Origin of the sequence: Idiomarina sp. UBA3176, from assembly GCF_002364295.1 — a bacterium.
In the GTDB taxonomy this organism is placed as follows: domain Bacteria; phylum Pseudomonadota; class Gammaproteobacteria; order Enterobacterales; family Alteromonadaceae; genus Idiomarina; species Idiomarina loihiensis.
Genome location: NZ_DEXU01000007.1, coordinates 1 through 15,794 on the forward strand (window position 1 = coordinate 1; position 15,794 = coordinate 15,794).

Genomic DNA, 15,794 nt, shown 5'->3' on the forward strand with positions numbered 1-15,794 from the left:
TCCAACGCTACCCAGGTTCATAGAAAAAACAATTTAACTTTTACACTGCTGGTTCAAATAAGGTTGACACGCTCCGCCTTGTTGCTTATAGCCACTATTACATGACCAACCTTGTGGCGCGAATTGATTGGAGTGCGCGTTTTTTGGCATGTCTTGAGCTGAGGCTACTCCAGTAGCTAGAATGAGTAAAATAAATGAAAGCCTTTTCATAATCTTAAGTCCCTGTTAGGTTAATATAAAATAATTAATTGTAATTTTCTTTGAATTCTAAGTATTACCAGAATTATTGTCATTCAACTTTTTAATATAACCACTATTACCATATCATTCCTCGACAAAAGCCTCTTTACCCCATGGCTCTTACTCTAATAAGCGCTAGTTATAGGAATGAAACATTACTCGGAATCACTAAATGGTTAAGGGTTTCGAATAGAACTTATCTTATGACTTCCAAAACGGGTATCCGAGATACTACAAAGCTACACCTCTAGACTTAGTATATATTCAGTCCGAGCCGGAACGAAGCTAAGACAGAGATATTTACCTCTATCGAGACGCTTTACACCCCCAAAAAGCGTCATTCTTATACAGGCGAAGTATCCTCTGCGAACTTTGAAAAGGCGTACCTTGAGAATCTACCAACTGTTCTAGTGAAAGCTGGGAGGTCTAGATGGATGTCCGCTCGTCGCTCAAAGCGGACCGATATCTGAGAGCCATAAGTTCAATCGGTAAATGTAATTTTTTCGTTACTAAATGCGCTTACATACTAGGGCACCGCGTTATCTGATACTTGTATATTATTTTATTTAAGCCTGGCCGACTGTAGACGCTCCCGCCAAAGATAGATGTTTTATTCTAGGGTTGCTTTATTGTTGCATAGGAGTAGTTTAGTTGGTTGATAATTAACAAGTCTTCAAGGAAGAAAAATGAAATATTGTCGTGTAATGTTTGCTTTGCTACTGCTCTCTAACGTTGCGTTCGCAAGTGACTTGACCGCTAAAGTAAGCCAGTATTTCGAAGCGCAAGAAGCAGTGGAGCATAAAAACTCAACAAAAAACGATGTTAGTAACTTACTGGCACTGCTCACCGAAGATGCAACATTTGAGCATCCCAAGTTTAATGCCGTGCAATCAAAAGACGAATACAGAAAAGGCCTGCTTGCCTATTTAGGAAAATATGGTGAATGCAATATCCAGGTAAAAAATGTCATTGAAGGACTTAATGCTGTCACCGTCGAATATTTACATCCTTGCACTGATAAAAACGGAAACTCTGAACCTGAAGATAGTAAACAAAAACTGGTTACTTTATTCGAATTCGAAAACGACAAAATAAAACTTATTAGGCACTACTTCTAACGAGCAATTAAATGGCATCTCAAATGAAAAATATCTCAGGTGAGAGTTTATCTGCATTACAGAGCGAGATGAAAAATGCCGGAGTTAGAGAAAACGACAACAGGAGGCAGTTATGCCAGGTGCATTCGCTCACTTAAGTGTTGCTAATGTTGCAAGAGAACTTAAAGGGCTCAAAAATTTAAATATTGATTCAAAAGTTAAAGCGCAACTAGGAAGTCATCTAGAACTCATTGAACTGGGCTCCGTCAGTCCGGATTATCCATATCTGACATTAAAGCTGTTTGGCCGTAATAAGCAAACTGAATGGGCTGACTACATGCATCTCGGTGAGACAAAACGAATTGTTAAAGCTCTTATTGAAAAAACAAAGGCGCTAAGTGACGAGAATAAGTTGTTCGTTTTTCCGTGGTTAGCCGGATACATTTCGCATGTTATTGCTGATGTAACGATTCACCCAGTCGTTGAATGTCGGGTTGGCCCTTACGAGGGTAATGAAAAAGCACATCGAATTTGCGAAATGAATCAAGATACCTACATATGGTTTGAAAGAACGGGGCTGGGTGAACCTGGTTACTGTGAGCGTATTTCTGAGAATTTAACCAAGTACGACGTCGATGAAAAATTTAATCCCACTATTCAAAAAGTTTGGTTGGCTGCACTCAGAGACGTATACCCAGAAGAGTTCGAACAATCGCCGCCGAATATTGAAAGTTGGCACGATGGCTTTAGAAATATTACCGGTACAGCTGAAGAAACGCACAAACTTTTTGAGTGGGCTCGGCATGTTGCAGTGGACTCCGGCAGTGGCTACCCCTTGCGCGAAGAAGTCGACTTTACTTATATCCACAATTTGGAAACCCCAGTTAGCAATAAAGATTACGACGAAATCTTTGACCTGGCAGTTGATAATGTCCGGACGTATTGGGAGTTTTTGGCCGCTGCGGTATTTGATGATGGAGATACCAGTATGTTCAAACACTGGAATTTAGATAACGGTGTCGATAGAGACTCGGGCAAGCAGACTTTATGGGAGAACATACCATGAAACTATTACTGATTATCATAGCTTTATTAATGACTAATGCTTGCGCAGCTGAAAATCAGGCTTTATGCGATACGGAGGACCGTTATGAAGCAGCGTCTCATTTTTCTGATTTTGTGCAAAAAGTGAATTTTAAATATGCACTTGAGGACATTGAAGGTCTGAACAACGAACAAATTATTGAACAGGTTGCACGTACAGACGAAGATTACCGCGCTATTCTCAATAATTTTAACGTTAAATCATACTTTGAAGACGACAATGTGGTGATGTTGATGTGCGAAGGGGATTCGCTGATTATTGAGGACGCTGGGTGTACAGCAAAAGTTGAAAAAGTTTTTGAGTGCGGAGAACGTCCAGCATGTGCTTTATCTACCAATGCTTTTAAAGTTTGTAATTGAGATGAGCTCATTAACAGCACTTTTGAAGTCATCAAAATGATATGACTATTGCCCTCAACTCTTTCTAATTATGTAGACTTTAGTTAAGTATGTCTGGCGTCAAATTTTAGTCTGCTTTGAGCGAAAAGCGGACCATGGACTTTTTGCCTAATTCAACGAGTAACTCGCGTCGCTGTTTTTAATAAGTTTGGATGGCTCGAACCAGATACAGCACACTTATCTCAGCAATAGTGCGCGTTTTATTATTGTGTTGTTTATTCAAGTCGTTTACTGTCAATGGCATAACAAAAAATAAAGGTTAGGTATTGTGCGCTCGGCAGAGTGTAACTGAGCATGCTCAAATTGCCTCTGCTAACTTGTAGACTCTCAAGGCAGGAATGTTAGCTTGTTGAGCTGTATTGCAAGATATACCAAGCAATCAATCAAAAGGAAATTGTAGTGATAAATGAGTTAGAAATATCTGAAGGGGCATATTTCTATAGAAAAAAGCCAAATAAGCAGCTCTCTAACACTGCTGTATCTAAGATATTTAGAGACTTGTCAAAAGATAGGATGACCAGAAGCGTTACACTACAAAAGATTAGAGATGAAGTTGTCATTAACGGACATCCTTCAAAGCTATCAATTTGTGTCTTTAAGATAAAGTCAAAACCTAGTTTCTTCAAAAACTACATCGAAGATGAGCATGAGATAAAATTTTGCTACATTGTTGTTTTCGAATATAGAGACTACATAGTCATAAGCAAAAAAAACGTATCATCTTCAACGGATCTTGATGCATACCTTGATGATGTGGACTATTCAACACTTTCAAGGCTATATGCAGATAGTGACTCCAAATTCCACAAATTGGCACTCGACAACCTGGATGTGTCAGACTCTGCCATAAGAAGTAAATCCTTAGAAGCTAGAGCCCTTGAAGACTCGTACTCTACATTTGGAGCTAATAATTACGCAGTGAGAAATATGCGTATAACTTCTAGAGGACACCTATATAGTTTAACCCTTAGCACTGCGAGAATTAATAGACACAATGGAAAGGTAAGTGTTCAACAGCTTAGAGAGTGGATGGCAGATGTATGCAATGATATTGAAAACTTCTCTGCAACTGATAGTTTTATTGATAGCTTTGCGCTTCCCATTAGCTTTGAAGATCGGATTTGTTCTTTAACGCCAAATGGGATCCTTTTAAAATTAAATTCTTTAGTTGACGCGACTAATGAACAGAGTTTGGTTCGATCATATATCAAAGCAGATCCTCAAGATATTGATTTGGAACTAGGCAGGTACATTACGAAATACGATCAATTTCTTGATATTGAGGCGGACGAAGGCAGATATTTTGCCGTGTCTTCGAGGAATAAATATCTCTTTAATTTAATCGGAATTGAAATAAAGATATTAAAGAAATCGATAAAGATAAAATCGAATGCTTTTAGGTCCATATTACTTGAATTCGCTAGTGGTGAAACTCAATCCTTAGAAGAATATATCAATAAAAACCACTGCTTTGTCATCACATTTGATAATCCTGAAGTAGCATACAATTCGAAAAAGCTTTTTGAAAATACTCAGCTATTATCAAATATCAGCTCGTTCATGAGTATTTTTGAGCCTTGTGAAGAGTTAAGTGACGCAAGCTCTGAAAAAGGCATATTTAGTACTGCTAGCGTTAGCTTTAGTCCTTGTTCGATCTTTAACAAAGTAGAAAATGTAATTGATACAAATTCTACTTATCTATTTTTGGATGATCTTGGTAATGAATGGGCTGACCATATATCAGTGTCAGATGGAATAATTGAGTTTTATCATTCCAAATCTGGCGATGAAGGTCTCTCAGCATCCAAGTTTCAAGATGTCGTCGGACAAGCCCAGAAGAACTTGGGGAATCTTGTTCCTCCCCACCATAGGATCGATGGAAAAAGAACGTTATGGAGTCGAACGTATATCGCTAAAGTTGGAAATCAGAGTGTAGACACAAATATCTCGCGACTAAGAAAATCGCCTGCAGATTTTACTATTGATGACGGCCTTGAGTTTTACAAAAAACAAACACGAAAGCCTAACTTAAGAAAGGCTGTTTACTTAGTAGTTAACTTTATATCCAAGTCAAGGCTTGAAAATAATCTAACTGCATTGCAAATGGGAAACCAAGTAGAACGGCGTAATGAGGTAATACAAATACTATGGTTCATTTCGTCACTAATCTCTTCCTGCAAAGAGCAAGGTACTGAAATTAAAATAATATGCTTGAGATAAATAAGCTACCGCTTCAGCCAGAACTAGAATTTAAGATATGGACGATTATCAAAACCCGAAAGAAGGGAAAACCTACATAAGCCCAAGGTTGGATGCCTTCGGCGACTCTGACAAAAAAGTGCGAATTGCCTCTAAGGTAATTGAATCTCCAGACTCATATGCATTCGTGAAGATCAAAGATGAAGTAGTACTCAGGCATAAAGAGGACGCTAAGTCACATATCACGGCAAAGTTTCTAGAAGATAGTCGAGGAATATTTGTACTTAATATTCAGGGATACACTGTCGCAACAGGGAAGCCTCATAATGCCAGCTTCTCTTTTGTTGGAGAGGAAATTGGAAAACTCCTAGAGTTTATACGAAATATCCAATCGGTAAACTTAGATGATCCTTCAAGAGTCAATATTAATGATGAAGAGCTAAACCGAATTGTATTGAACGACAGGCAGGCAAAAAGTTTGCTACATGAAAACCAAGAACTTTTTGCTGAAGTTCTGAAATCAGAGGTCACTACAGAAGACCTGATTGCAGTCGGTTATAGAAAAAAGCAATTAGATGTGTACGAGAAGCTTCTATCTGATCAAAGCTACTTTGAATCAATTAAGGCTAAGAAAAACACTACTAATGAAGGTTTATGGCAAAAGTATTTTGAAAAGAATCCGTGGATATTTGGTTATGGGCTGGGGTACATATTCTTATCTTCCCTTGATGACAAAAAGTTGGAGCAGGTTGTGCAAGGATATAGTGTTGCTTCGAACGGAAAGCGTGTTGATGCGCTAATGAAAACGAAAGGTGTAATTTCGAACCTTTGCTTTGTTGAAATTAAAACTCACGCTACTGAGCTTCTTGATTCCAAATCATATAGGTCTGGCTGTTGGGCGCCGTCAAAGGAATTGGCTGGGGCTATAGCGCAAGTTCAAGGTACGGTCTCATCTGCTGTTGAAAGCTTATCTAGCAAAATTAACCCTAGTGACAGTGACGGCAATCCTACCGGAGAAGAAATCTTCAATTATCAGCCTAAATCATATCTTGTGATTGGTAGTATGAATGAATTTGTTTCAGATGGCGGGGTAAACAAAGACAAGTTACGGTCATTTGAACTTTTGCGTAAAAATACAACAAACCCAGAGATCATAACTTTTGACGAACTATATGAACGTGCAAAGTTTATCGTGCATAACAATGAAAGCAAATAAGGCGCTTCTATCGGTCAAGTTTTCCCCTGCGCTCCAAATTTTCCGCAGAGAGCGGTGTTAACGTCCGCTCTTGGCACGAAGCGGACTATCAATTCATACTCAAATCAAGTGTTATTAACAACCCTATTTGAAATTTTTATAGCCCTTATAAAGTATTTTAGTTTGAATTAAACACTTTATAGTCCATATAAGGGCTTTTATGTAAATATAATTGCGTGCCTTAAACAGTCTGCTACACTCTATTTATCAGTTTAAAGCCTATTTAAGGTTCGTTATATGAATTCAGAACGCGTTTCAACCATCATTGGTCAGCGAGTCAGGCAGTATCGGCTGAACCAGGATTTAACTCAGGAGGACGTAGCGACCTTAGCGAATGTCTCCCTTAATGCGGTTAAATCCGCCGAGAATGGTAAAAGCACCTTACCCACCTATGTCGCAATTCTTCAGGCGTTAGGGCATATCGACAATTTATTGGCTGCATTCCCGGACGAGGGCGTTTCTCCTGTGCAACTACTCAAAAGTAGCACCAAACAGAAGAAACGAGCGAGCGGGAAAACGCGTGTGAAACCTGCTGACAAAGAGGAGCTGGACTGGTGATTAATACCATTGAAGTTCGCTACAAAGGTGAGCCTGTCGGTGCCTTAAGTTATAACAAAGGCGACACAGCTGCACGGTTCGAGTACTTATCTGAATTTGTCGAAAAAAACATTCCGCTGGCGCCTTTAACCATGCCTGCCGAGAAAGGACGAATTTACTCTTTTCCGGGGTTAAATTGGGATACCTTCAGAGGTCTGCCGGGAATGCTGGCCGACTCTTTGCCCGACGACTTTGGTAATGCGGTACTGAACCAATGGGTTGCGCAACAGCCTGATCGCACCGAGCCTCTGAGCCCGCTTGAGCGGCTTCAGTATACCGGTGAGAGGGGTATGGGCGCTCTTGAGTATCACCCCGCGCGTAAGAACCAAACCAATGCCAAAAACAAAGACATTGAGCTTGAGAGCTTAATGAAATTAGCGCAGGAAGTGCTGGATGCACGAAAGGGCTTTCGTCAGCGCACGCACTTTGATGACGCGGCGGACAAAGAAATGATGCAGGCCTTATTAGCGGTTGGTACCAGCGCCGGTGGCGCAAGGCCAAAAGCGGTTCTGGCGTTTAATAAGGATTTCAGCCAGGTGCGTTCAGGGCAGGGGCTTGTGCCCGAAGGGTTTGAGCATTATCTGCTGAAGTTTGACGGGGTAAAGGAGCGCGACCCATCTCAGCAAACTTTTGGCGATCCGCTCGGTTACGGTGCCATGGAGTATGTGTATTACTTAATGGCCACGCAAGCCGGCATTGATATGATGCCATGCCACCTGCTGGATGAAGGCAACAGACGCCATTTTGTGACCAAACGCTTTGACAGAATAGGCAATGAGAAAAAGCACATTCAAACGCTTACCGCTATTAAGCACGTGAACTATCACGACATTGGCGCGTTTTCTTATGAGGAGCTGTTTCAGGTTGCCCGCCAGCTACGGCTGCCACGGGCGGACGCTATAGACTTGTTTCGCCGTACGGTCTTTAACCACGTAGCCACCAACCATGATGATCACTCCAAGAACTTTGGCTTTATGCTGGAGGACAAGCAATGGCGGTTGAGCCCGGCTTACGACGTTGCCTTTAGCTACAAACCCGGAAACCCCTAGGTAGAGCAGCATTGGATGTCTTTAAATGGCAAGCGCAGCGGCCATACCCGCGCCGATTTTTACGCACTGGCGGACGTTCAGTTACCAAAGGTAGAGCGCAAAGAAATTGATGCCATTATTGATGAGGTGATAAACGCGGTGTCTCAGTGGCGGGAGTTAGCCACTGAAAATGAGGTGCCCAAAGCGCTTGCCGACTCAATAGAGGGTCATCTCAGGCTTAAAGATTTTGCCTGAGAGACGCTTAGGCGTTATCTGACTTAACTTTATGAATGAGCTCGCGCATAACGTTATTGTTGTAAGCATGAACAATTTGTTGTGACTTAAACAATTGCGGCAGCTCGACAATAACAATGCCGAGCAGAACGATAATTCCGACGATAGGAAAGAAAGGCAATAGAACCAAACCTAACAGCATGACGCAAAGGTTGATAAGGCCACGTGGTGTGTTACCTAAATAAAAATGATGCAGACCGGCCATAATGAACCAGTTCAGTACCGCGTAGGTGTCCGGGTCTTTAATTTTCTGACCTTCAAGGCGGTAGTATTCTTTTCGCTGCTCAGGCGTTAGCTCACGTATTTGGTTACGCAGGGCTTCTTCTTCATCACGTAACTGCTCGGAAGACATTTCGTAAGACATAAGGGCTACCTTATTTAGGGAACTGGGTCATGTTTTTTATGAACGCAGTCAGGGTCGTTACAACGCCTCATGCGCGCTACACCAAGCTTTATACCGTGCCAGGTACCGTATTGGCTGATGGCCTGATAAGTATAGTGCGAACAAGACGGCTCAAAATTGCATTCGGTATTAAAGAAGTGGCGCGAACCGCCACGACGCTGATACCAACGAATTGAAGCTAAAATGAGCCGCTTTATCATGCTCGGTTTTATCGACCCAGAGTGACAATGGCCGCTTCACGTGTCCAGAACAGCCAAAAGCGTTTTTGCTCAAGTACCTGAAACACCATTTGCCAGCCGTCGGCAGCTTCCTGGTTCAAAGTCGATTCAATTTTCTTTAACGGCAGACCACTTGAGCCCAGAAGCAAAGTGCCACAGCCACCTTCCGCAATATGAATGACTTTGTATTCCGTAAACTTAGACATGCTTTCTTCCTTGTTTCAATTAAGTTGTAAGTAACTTACGTAAAAAGCTATGTAGCGTCAATTTTTATGAAATTGTGAATGGCACCTAATGAGCGATAGCCCAGAGATTGATAAAGTGGCTCTCCCATAGCCGATGCCTGCAGTTGTAGGGTATTGATGCCAGCGTCCAGTGCGTATTGCTCAAGTAACAGCATGGCGTCTCTGGCTAATCCTTTGCCCCGGTGGTCGTCCAGTACACCCACCTGATGAATGCCCATTTGTTGCTCTTGGGTGAAGGTCATGGCGGTGCCGGCTACTTGCCCCTGATATTTTATAAAGTACAAGCAGGCGCCACCAAGTAACAGGTTTTGAACGGATGACGACTCAACCTCATAACCAAAACATGCGCCGGTGGTATTCGCCCATTGTTGAGCCTGGTTATGTTCTATTGGCTCTAACGTTAGCCTGGGGGCGGGGTCTGAAAGTGCCGACGCACTCAGAGTTTTCACCATCATCTGCTGACTAAAACTGGGTGTTAACTCCGACGGCAGCAGGAGTAACCCCGTTCCGGCCTTTGGTAACAGCATTTCGGGCATGGATAAGATATGAGAGTCAGAGGCTTTTGCACTTAGCTTTGCCACCAGTTGCTCTTTTTCCGCTTCTGAATAATTGCCCGGTTCGCACCATATTCTGCGCGGCCATTGCTCTAGCTTGTAAATTGTAGCGCTAGGGTTGGTGGTAAATTCCTGATAAGGCTGCATGTGCCAAAGCTGATGTAAGTTATAAAGGTTTTGTTGTTGCTCGGTTGTCATTGCCGTGCCCCCATATTAATTAAAAATACCCCGGCGATAAGAAAACAAGCGCCAATTAGGCGGTAGCTGTTAAGTGCAATTGCGGTGTTCCCTAAAAAGCCAAAATGATTGATGATCATGGCACCAATGAGCTGGCCTGCGAGGGCGTAAGCCATGACTTGTCCCACGCCCAGCTTTGGTATTAGAAAGTACATGGTGCCGACACCAAAGCAGGTAAAAATGGCGGCAACTAACCAGAAGTACCAGGGCAGGCTAAAAAACGTAATGCTGGTGCGCTCGCTAAAGCCCCACAGAGCCAAAGCAGAGAATAGCGCGCTAATGGTAAAGGCTATGGTCAGCGACAAGAACGTATTGTGCGCCAGTTGCCCCATCATAGCGTTAATACTGGCCTGAATGGATATTGACATGCCCGCCGCAATAGCCAATACCACAAGTATTGTCTGGGTCATAAAACAACCTTAAACCGCGACAGTGGCTGACGGACTTTTTTCTGAAACTGGGTGGTATCTGCCTCGCTGCGATAGCCCACAGGGCAAGCGAATACGGTGCTAAGGCCGAGTTCTTTCAGTGAGAGGATATTGTCATAGGCGTCATGCTCAATGCCTTCCATTGGACAGCTGTCGACCTCGAGTTCAGCGGCGGCCAGCAAAAACGTACCCAAGCCAATATAGGCCTGACGCACTGCCCACTCTTTACGCGTTGCGGCCGACATTGCCTGTAGCTTTTGCGTGAAATAGTTGCGGGTATTCTCCGCCTCTTCGTTGGTGAGCTGGCGCTGCTGGCTTAATTCGGAAATATAAGGGGCGACAATGTCTGCAACTGTACCTGTTTTCGCCGCAAATATGACCAGCGCTGAGCTGTCCGCGACTTTTTGCTGCCCGAAAGAGTGATTAACCAACTGCTCACGCAGGCCTTTGTCGCGAACAACCAGTGTGCAGTAAGGTTGCAGGCCGTAAGACGAGGCCGTTAAGCGGGTGGCGTTTAAGAGTTTATCGAGAACGGCGTCAGTGATGTCGGCGCCAGAGAAGTCAGCGGTGGCGTAACGCCATTGTTGTAATTTTTCCAAGTACATTTAGAGCTCCTGTTAGCTTCTATTGCTGCAAGTGAGCTCTATTATTCAGAGACCCGGGAAGGGCCGCATTAACATAGTTTAATAAGTGGAAAATTACTTGGGGTTTTGTAACTGCTTGCGTAATCGTGACAGTTGCACCGGCGTTATACCCAGGTGAGAGGCAATGTGGTATTGAGGCACCCGGCTAACAAGATGTGGAAGTTGTTCTACAAAAGTTTCGTAACGCTTACTTGCCGTAGTTTGACCAAAGGCATTGTCGCGCTCGTCTTTTTCCAGCAGCCAGTTTTTTTCTAAATAGAGGATGTGATAACGCATTAAGTCAGGGTTTTGCTCCAGCAACTGCCGATAACCACGAAAGTCAATTTTCAGCACAGCCGAGTTTTCTAAGCACTCAACACTTAATGCCGAAGGCGTAGTCGTTAATAGCGAGCTCATGCAGGCGGGAAACTCACCTTCACTAAAAAACCGCTTATTGTACTCCTGACCGTTTTCATCCAAATGAAACACCCGCGCTAAGCCTTTATGGATAAAGCTAAAGCTGTCGGGATGCTCACCCACAGAATAAATTAAGTCGCCACGAGCGTATTCGTGATAACTCAGCAGGCTCTGAAACTTCTGCCAACAGCCTTCCGTAATGACATGATAGCTGTCCATGCGGGCACGTAGGTGCTTGAGGGCGTCGTTTGGTATCTTTGGCGTTATGTCGGCTAGGCTGCTCTGAATTGTCATAAGCTATAGTCGTCTGACTTGTCGGTTTTTGGCTTATCGAGTTTAACCTTAACGAACCCATAAATTATAGAAGCCTGGTGTCGGTGAGTTCGATCTTTTTAGAATAACAACATAAAAGTAGTCTTTATATTGATTTACAATTTAAATGTTGTATATTGAGTTTAAGTACAATTTATAAGTTGTTTTATGAAAAAGATACAAGACATTGCAGAACGATTGATTGCAGAGCGAAAAAAGCAGAACTTATCTCAAAAAGATATGCGGATGCTTATTGGTATGTCGCAGCAACAATATCAACGAGTTGAGTCTGGTCAGGATCTTAAAGTCTCGACTTTACTGCGTATTCTGGCAGGTCTGGGGCTTGAATTATCGATTACTGATCCAGAACAAACAGAGAGCAGCCAAATAGCTGAACCGTCCCGCCCGGCTGATGATTTTTGGTCAAATAAGCATAAGCATTTAGAGGACTAAAAATTATGGCTGTATGGCTGAGGCTCATAAAAAGATAGTAAGAACTCATTGGCGGAATCTACAACCAGATTTTCGTATTCAATAAGTCATTAACTGTTATTCCGACCATACAGCGTATTCATTCCCACTTGGACAGGTAAACTGAAAACGCCGACCACCGGGAAAATCAAATATAGGCTTGAGGATTTTACCGCCTGCGTCCTCAACGCTTTTCAGGCTTTGCTCAAGGTCTTTGCTGTATAACACCACCAGCGCACTGCCGCTCGACGTTTGAGCAACTAAGTCGGATTGGTAAAAGCCACCATCGAGCCCCGCATTTTGAATAGCCGCGTATTCCGAACCATAGTCTACAAACTCCCAGCCAAAGGCTTGTTGAAAGAAGCGCTTGGTTGCCTCAAGGCTCCGAGCCGGAAGTTCAATGTAATTAATTTTAGTTGAGTTCATGGTGTGCCTCGCCTAGGGCTTTTTGAGAAACGATTTTACCTTTAGTTCCAGTTTAACCTAACGCTGATTTTTATCAGTATTATTGCTCATTTATTGTTGTATCGGCACAATATAGATAGATGCTATATGAATCCCAAAAATGGCCAAAATGAATAGCAAGATCCTCCGTGCCAACAAAGCGATAGAAGAATCGGGAATTCTGATTAAACTCAACGCATATTCGCCGGAAGTTGTTAGTACGATATTTGTTTCTCTGGATACGAAGGAAAGCGACATCGATATCGTTTGTACGTACCAGGAGCAAGAAGCGTTTATCGAGGCATTTGAGTCGGCATATTCCGGCTATGAAGCATACAGCATACGCCCACGCAAAGATCACGCTTTAGGTCAGTTTCACTGTAATCAATTTTTAATTGAAGTCTATGCGTCAAAAACTCCAGTGGAGTCGCAGGATGCATTTCGCCATTATCAAGTGATGAAACGCCTTGTAAAAATCGGGGGCAATGAGTTCATCGACAGGATACGGCAGCTTAAAGAGAGCGGTCTCAAAACAGAACCTGCTATTTGCCAGTTAATGGGAATTTCTGGAGACCCCTACGCTGCAGTTCTTGACCTGGAACACTGGTCCGAAAAGGAGCTTACCAAGTTGCTTAATTTCGCTCAGGCATCCCTTTAGCCGAGCGTTAGTTCTTCCCACAGATACCTTGCTTGCTTTCAAGTCCTATTGTACTCTTTGATGTACATTAAAAAGTACTAAGGTAATTTCCATGTCAAGGGTTCGAGTAGATGAAGATATCCGCCCTCTGTCTGAATTTCGTGCAGGGGTAGCCACATTCGTAAAGCAGCTCCATGAAACCCGTCGTCCTATAGTGCTGACACAAAGAGGTCGAGGCGTTGCAGTACTGGTGGATGTTCACGAATATGAGAAGATGCAACAACGTCTGGAAATACTAGAAGAGGTGTACAAGGCGGAAGAACAGATTGCTTCCGGGAACGGTATTTCGCATGAAGATGCGAAGGCTCGGGTTTTGAGTAGGCTTGCTCAATGAAGATTATCTGATCCCCGCTTGCGCTGGATCGTATCGGGTTATTTACAGCATCAAAGATCAGGTTGATATTCTGACTGTGCGTCGCAGTAGTCAGCTATTGCGGATGTCCGAGCTTGGTGAGGAGTAAGTGGGATGAAAACCGATGATATTGGCTCTAACTCCGATTACGCGGAAGAAGCGTTTACCTTTGAACAAACTGGCGAGTTATCCGGTAACGTTGTACTTGAGTTTGGCGCGCCCTGGTGTGGACATTGTCAGGCGGCAAATTCCGCGATAAAAGAAGCAATAACTGAACGTGCAGGGCTACGTCATATTAAAATATACGACGGCAAGGGCAAACCGCTGGGGCGCGCATTCAAAGTAAAGCTTTGGCCGACTCTGATACTCTTGCACAATGGCAATGAAGTGGCTCGTCTAGTGAGGCCATTACGTTCTGACGAGGTTCGTGAATTCATTTCGAAAGTCGACTAGAATCTGCTAACAAGTGAAGGCATCGGACGCTGTAAACTGAGCCGCTGTTTAAAGAGCATTACATGTATATAGGATAAAAAGTGGGCTGGATACATTTTCTTGAAGCATATTTCTCAGTCACCTATGTTGGGATGGCGGTGGGTGTATTGTATTCAATTTACGCAGCCTATTTCAGCGCGAATTCTCGGACAGGAAGCCTTCTATTAAAAGTAAAGCCACCGCTGTCCGTAGTTTACGAATGCGTTGTTAACGCCTTTCGATTCGGGTTCTACACCTTATTAGGGCTCGTGGCCCTGGGCTTTATTGCCAGCATAGTCTTATCCTTGTGGGCAATAGTAAAAGAGATAAGCATTTAGCAAACATGGCATCAAATGACATGAATTATGATTAGAACGGAAAGACTGATACTTCGGCAATGGGATGACGAAGACCTCCTGCCCTTTTCGCATATGTGCAGTGATAAGGACGTGATGGAGTTTTTTCCGAAGCTTTTAACGGAGGAAGAAAGTTACAGCGGGGGAAGACGAATTCAGTCTCTCATTGCTGATCGAGGCTGGAGCTTCTGGGCTGTAGAGCTCCCTGGTCAGAGTAAATTTATTGGATTTGTCGGGCTGCATACCCCCAAAGAAAATATGCCGTTCTCACCATGTGTTGAAGTTGGCTGGCGCCTGGCGAAACCATATTGGGGAAAGGGTTATGCGACTGAAGCAGCTAAAGCGTCACTGCACTATGCTTTTACTCACTTGGGTTTAGAAGAGGTGGTCTCTTTTACAACAGCGCACAACATGCGTTCTCAAGCCGTCATGAAAAAAATTGGAATGTCCTATGCCTGTAATTTTAAGCATCCGGACTTAGAACCTTCTCACCCGCTTTGCGAGCATGTTTTGTATAAGATAAACAGAGAGCAGTGGGAGCAACATTCCTTATAATTTAGCCTGTACGGTGACGTTTATTTTCGTCTCCACTTCGCTGACGCATTTTTAAAAGTAGCAGTAGGGAGGATAATAAATTGGAAGTCATTAGAAGTAAGCAATTCACAGCAGATAAGGCATGGGGTGCAAAAGATATTGCCAACATGAACGGCGTTACCACTCGATTGCACTGGACAGATCAACCTTATAAGTGGCACGTAAATGACGGCGAAGAGGTTTTCGCTGTAATGGATGGCACTGTAGAAATGCTGTACAAAGAAAATAACGAAGTGAAATCTGCGACACTAAACGCTGGGGACATTTTCTTTGCTTCAATTGGTACCGAGCATGTTGCTCACCCCAAAGGCCAGGCTCGAATTCTGGTGGTAGAACGTGAAGGCAGCGTATAACCAAGCGTTTACTAAGTATGCCGGGGCGCTATACATTTAATGAAACCCAAATATTGGAGTAACAATACTACTACTGTTTTCGTATGGAACACTTCAGCAAAAAGAAGAAGGCATAATAAGCGCTAACATTGCAAGACTCCCATTTTGAATATATGATTCGTATACAAATCATATATTCAGGGGCTGCTATGGGAATTGTCAAAATTGATGACGAACTGCATGGGGAAATTCGCAAGGCGAGTGCAGTTATGGTTCGCTCTATTAATGCTCAGGCCGAGTATTGGATAAAAGTAGGTATGCTTGCTGAGGCGAACCCCAACATGTCTTTTTCGGATATCATGCGCGACCAAATGAAGTTGGCCGACGTAGACATAAGGAAGGCTGTTGGTGGCTAGTGTAAAGCTGA

The 15,794-nt window shown here is 43.2% G+C and carries 23 protein-coding genes; 15 read left to right on the forward strand and 8 right to left on the reverse strand.

The features are described from left to right. Positions 1–926: 926 nt before the first annotated feature. The 8 genes from B2U97_RS03070 to B2U97_RS03105 all read left to right on the forward strand — a co-directional run bounded on the left by B2U97_RS03070 (position 927) and on the right by B2U97_RS03105 (position 8,174). Positions 927–1,358: a nuclear transport factor 2 family protein gene (locus B2U97_RS03070; RefSeq protein ID WP_233399210.1), complete on the forward strand. Its 432-nt coding sequence runs from the start codon at positions 927–929 to the stop codon at positions 1,356–1,358. 112 nt (positions 1,359–1,470) lie between these two features. Then, positions 1,471–2,403 carry a zinc dependent phospholipase C family protein gene (locus B2U97_RS03075; protein ID WP_110014097.1) on the forward strand — a complete coding sequence of 311 codons (933 nt, stop codon included), beginning with the start codon at positions 1,471–1,473 and terminating at the stop codon, positions 2,401–2,403. Next, positions 2,400–2,801, forward strand: coding sequence for a hypothetical protein (locus B2U97_RS03080; protein ID WP_133566298.1), 402 nt, complete (start codon positions 2,400–2,402; stop codon positions 2,799–2,801). The genes B2U97_RS03075 and B2U97_RS03080 overlap by 4 nt, the downstream gene beginning before the upstream one ends. A 438-nt stretch (positions 2,802–3,239) precedes the next feature. Further along, positions 3,240–5,060, forward strand: a complete 1,821-nt coding sequence (locus B2U97_RS03085; protein ID WP_286823061.1) for a hypothetical protein — start codon at positions 3,240–3,242, stop codon at positions 5,058–5,060. Positions 5,061–5,097: 37 nt separating this feature from the next. Further along, a complete protein-coding gene (locus B2U97_RS03090) occupies positions 5,098–6,255 on the forward strand; it encodes a Shedu immune nuclease family protein (protein WP_286823062.1) in 1,158 nt (385 codons plus the stop codon). Between the two features lie 276 nt (positions 6,256–6,531). Continuing rightward, entirely contained in the window at positions 6,532–6,852 is a 321-nt protein-coding gene (locus tag B2U97_RS03095; protein WP_110014094.1) for a helix-turn-helix domain-containing protein, read from the forward strand. Next, a complete protein-coding gene (locus tag B2U97_RS03100) occupies positions 6,849–7,940 on the forward strand; it encodes a type II toxin-antitoxin system HipA family toxin (RefSeq protein WP_286823063.1) in 1,092 nt (363 codons plus the stop codon). Before B2U97_RS03095 ends, B2U97_RS03100 begins: the two co-directional genes overlap by 4 nt. A gap of 15 nt (positions 7,941–7,955) precedes the next feature. Then, positions 7,956–8,174 (forward strand): hypothetical protein, encoded by a 219-nt coding sequence (locus tag B2U97_RS03105; protein ID WP_286823064.1) that lies wholly within the window; start codon positions 7,956–7,958, stop codon positions 8,172–8,174. Between the two features lie 7 nt (positions 8,175–8,181). Here B2U97_RS03105 and B2U97_RS03110 read toward each other — a convergent pair whose 3' ends face one another. From B2U97_RS03110 to B2U97_RS03140, 7 genes are all read right to left on the reverse strand, one after another. Then, entirely contained in the window at positions 8,182–8,577 is a 396-nt protein-coding gene (locus B2U97_RS03110) for a TM2 domain-containing protein (RefSeq protein ID WP_373560814.1), read from the reverse strand. A gap of 14 nt (positions 8,578–8,591) precedes the next feature. Further along, a complete protein-coding gene (gene yidD, locus B2U97_RS03115) occupies positions 8,592–8,816 on the reverse strand; it encodes a membrane protein insertion efficiency factor YidD (RefSeq protein WP_110014092.1) in 225 nt (74 codons plus the stop codon). Positions 8,817–8,824: 8 nt separating this feature from the next. Then, the gene (locus tag B2U97_RS03120) at positions 8,825–9,040 is read right to left on the reverse strand and encodes a DUF4177 domain-containing protein (RefSeq protein ID WP_011235308.1); all 216 of its coding nucleotides are present in this window, start codon (positions 9,038–9,040) and stop codon (positions 8,825–8,827) included. Positions 9,041–9,087: 47 nt separating this feature from the next. Continuing rightward, positions 9,088–9,831: a GNAT family N-acetyltransferase gene (locus B2U97_RS03125; RefSeq protein WP_110014091.1), complete on the reverse strand. Its 744-nt coding sequence runs from the start codon at positions 9,829–9,831 to the stop codon at positions 9,088–9,090. Beyond that, the gene (locus B2U97_RS03130) at positions 9,828–10,280 is read right to left on the reverse strand and encodes a DMT family transporter (protein ID WP_286823065.1); all 453 of its coding nucleotides are present in this window, start codon (positions 10,278–10,280) and stop codon (positions 9,828–9,830) included. Before B2U97_RS03130 ends, B2U97_RS03125 begins: the two co-directional genes overlap by 4 nt. Continuing rightward, positions 10,277–10,903: a nitroreductase family protein gene (locus tag B2U97_RS03135; protein ID WP_286823066.1), complete on the reverse strand. Its 627-nt coding sequence runs from the start codon at positions 10,901–10,903 to the stop codon at positions 10,277–10,279. Before B2U97_RS03135 ends, B2U97_RS03130 begins: the two co-directional genes overlap by 4 nt. A gap of 93 nt (positions 10,904–10,996) precedes the next feature. After that, complete coding sequence (locus B2U97_RS03140; RefSeq protein ID WP_286823067.1) at positions 10,997–11,632, reverse strand: Crp/Fnr family transcriptional regulator; 636 nt, start codon at positions 11,630–11,632, stop codon at positions 10,997–10,999. Between the two features lie 186 nt (positions 11,633–11,818). Between B2U97_RS03140 and B2U97_RS03145 the strand changes: the two genes are divergently transcribed. Continuing rightward, positions 11,819–12,103, forward strand: a complete 285-nt coding sequence (locus B2U97_RS03145; protein ID WP_286823068.1) for a helix-turn-helix domain-containing protein — start codon at positions 11,819–11,821, stop codon at positions 12,101–12,103. A 96-nt stretch (positions 12,104–12,199) separates the two neighbouring features. Here B2U97_RS03145 and B2U97_RS03150 read toward each other — a convergent pair whose 3' ends face one another. Then, positions 12,200–12,547 (reverse strand): VOC family protein, encoded by a 348-nt coding sequence (locus B2U97_RS03150; protein WP_286823069.1) that lies wholly within the window; start codon positions 12,545–12,547, stop codon positions 12,200–12,202. Positions 12,548–12,686: 139 nt separating this feature from the next. On the opposite strand from B2U97_RS03150, the gene B2U97_RS03155 reads away from it, so the two are divergent. The 6 genes from B2U97_RS03155 to B2U97_RS03180 all read left to right on the forward strand — a co-directional run bounded on the left by B2U97_RS03155 (position 12,687) and on the right by B2U97_RS03180 (position 15,783). After that, positions 12,687–13,223 carry a DUF4269 domain-containing protein gene (locus B2U97_RS03155; RefSeq protein WP_286823070.1) on the forward strand — a complete coding sequence of 179 codons (537 nt, stop codon included), beginning with the start codon at positions 12,687–12,689 and terminating at the stop codon, positions 13,221–13,223. Positions 13,224–13,314: 91 nt separating this feature from the next. Further along, a complete protein-coding gene (locus B2U97_RS03160; RefSeq protein ID WP_011235298.1) occupies positions 13,315–13,596 on the forward strand; it encodes a type II toxin-antitoxin system Phd/YefM family antitoxin in 282 nt (93 codons plus the stop codon). A 132-nt stretch (positions 13,597–13,728) separates the two neighbouring features. Next, positions 13,729–14,067, forward strand: coding sequence for a thioredoxin family protein (locus tag B2U97_RS03165; protein WP_153849653.1), 339 nt, complete (start codon positions 13,729–13,731; stop codon positions 14,065–14,067). 383 nt (positions 14,068–14,450) lie between these two features. Continuing rightward, the gene (locus tag B2U97_RS03170; protein WP_286823071.1) at positions 14,451–14,996 is read left to right on the forward strand and encodes a GNAT family N-acetyltransferase; all 546 of its coding nucleotides are present in this window, start codon (positions 14,451–14,453) and stop codon (positions 14,994–14,996) included. A gap of 80 nt (positions 14,997–15,076) precedes the next feature. Next, positions 15,077–15,388, forward strand: coding sequence for a cupin (locus tag B2U97_RS03175; protein ID WP_034822333.1), 312 nt, complete (start codon positions 15,077–15,079; stop codon positions 15,386–15,388). Positions 15,389–15,576: 188 nt separating this feature from the next. Next, a complete protein-coding gene (locus B2U97_RS03180) occupies positions 15,577–15,783 on the forward strand; it encodes a ParD-like family protein (RefSeq protein WP_011235294.1) in 207 nt (68 codons plus the stop codon). Positions 15,784–15,794: the final 11 nt, after the last annotated feature.

Excerpts from the sequence above, each read along its gene's own strand:
- B2U97_RS03070 (WP_233399210.1), top strand. The coding sequence starts at position 927 with ATGAAATATTGTCGTGTAATGTTTGCTTTGCTACTGCTCTCTAACGTT.
- B2U97_RS03075 (WP_110014097.1), top strand. The coding sequence starts at position 1,471 with ATGCCAGGTGCATTCGCTCACTTAAGTGTTGCTAATGTTGCAAGAGAA.
- B2U97_RS03080 (WP_133566298.1), top strand. The coding sequence starts at position 2,400 with ATGAAACTATTACTGATTATCATAGCTTTATTAATGACTAATGCTTGC.
- B2U97_RS03090 (WP_286823062.1), top strand. The coding sequence starts at position 5,098 with ATGGACGATTATCAAAACCCGAAAGAAGGGAAAACCTACATAAGCCCA.
- B2U97_RS03095 (WP_110014094.1), top strand. The coding sequence starts at position 6,532 with ATGAATTCAGAACGCGTTTCAACCATCATTGGTCAGCGAGTCAGGCAG.
- B2U97_RS03105 (WP_286823064.1), top strand. The coding sequence starts at position 7,956 with ATGTCTTTAAATGGCAAGCGCAGCGGCCATACCCGCGCCGATTTTTAC.
- B2U97_RS03110 (WP_373560814.1), bottom strand. The coding sequence starts at position 8,577 with ATGTCTTACGAAATGTCTTCCGAGCAGTTACGTGATGAAGAAGAAGCC.
- yidD (WP_110014092.1), bottom strand. The coding sequence starts at position 8,816 with ATGATAAAGCGGCTCATTTTAGCTTCAATTCGTTGGTATCAGCGTCGT.
- B2U97_RS03120 (WP_011235308.1), bottom strand. The coding sequence starts at position 9,040 with ATGTCTAAGTTTACGGAATACAAAGTCATTCATATTGCGGAAGGTGGC.
- B2U97_RS03125 (WP_110014091.1), bottom strand. The coding sequence starts at position 9,831 with ATGACAACCGAGCAACAACAAAACCTTTATAACTTACATCAGCTTTGG.
- B2U97_RS03130 (WP_286823065.1), bottom strand. The coding sequence starts at position 10,280 with ATGACCCAGACAATACTTGTGGTATTGGCTATTGCGGCGGGCATGTCA.
- B2U97_RS03135 (WP_286823066.1), bottom strand. The coding sequence starts at position 10,903 with ATGTACTTGGAAAAATTACAACAATGGCGTTACGCCACCGCTGACTTC.
- B2U97_RS03140 (WP_286823067.1), bottom strand. The coding sequence starts at position 11,632 with ATGACAATTCAGAGCAGCCTAGCCGACATAACGCCAAAGATACCAAAC.
- B2U97_RS03145 (WP_286823068.1), top strand. The coding sequence starts at position 11,819 with ATGAAAAAGATACAAGACATTGCAGAACGATTGATTGCAGAGCGAAAA.
- B2U97_RS03150 (WP_286823069.1), bottom strand. The coding sequence starts at position 12,547 with ATGAACTCAACTAAAATTAATTACATTGAACTTCCGGCTCGGAGCCTT.
- B2U97_RS03155 (WP_286823070.1), top strand. The coding sequence starts at position 12,687 with ATGGCCAAAATGAATAGCAAGATCCTCCGTGCCAACAAAGCGATAGAA.
- B2U97_RS03160 (WP_011235298.1), top strand. The coding sequence starts at position 13,315 with ATGTCAAGGGTTCGAGTAGATGAAGATATCCGCCCTCTGTCTGAATTT.
- B2U97_RS03165 (WP_153849653.1), top strand. The coding sequence starts at position 13,729 with ATGAAAACCGATGATATTGGCTCTAACTCCGATTACGCGGAAGAAGCG.
- B2U97_RS03170 (WP_286823071.1), top strand. The coding sequence starts at position 14,451 with ATGATTAGAACGGAAAGACTGATACTTCGGCAATGGGATGACGAAGAC.
- B2U97_RS03180 (WP_011235294.1), top strand. The coding sequence starts at position 15,577 with ATGGGAATTGTCAAAATTGATGACGAACTGCATGGGGAAATTCGCAAG.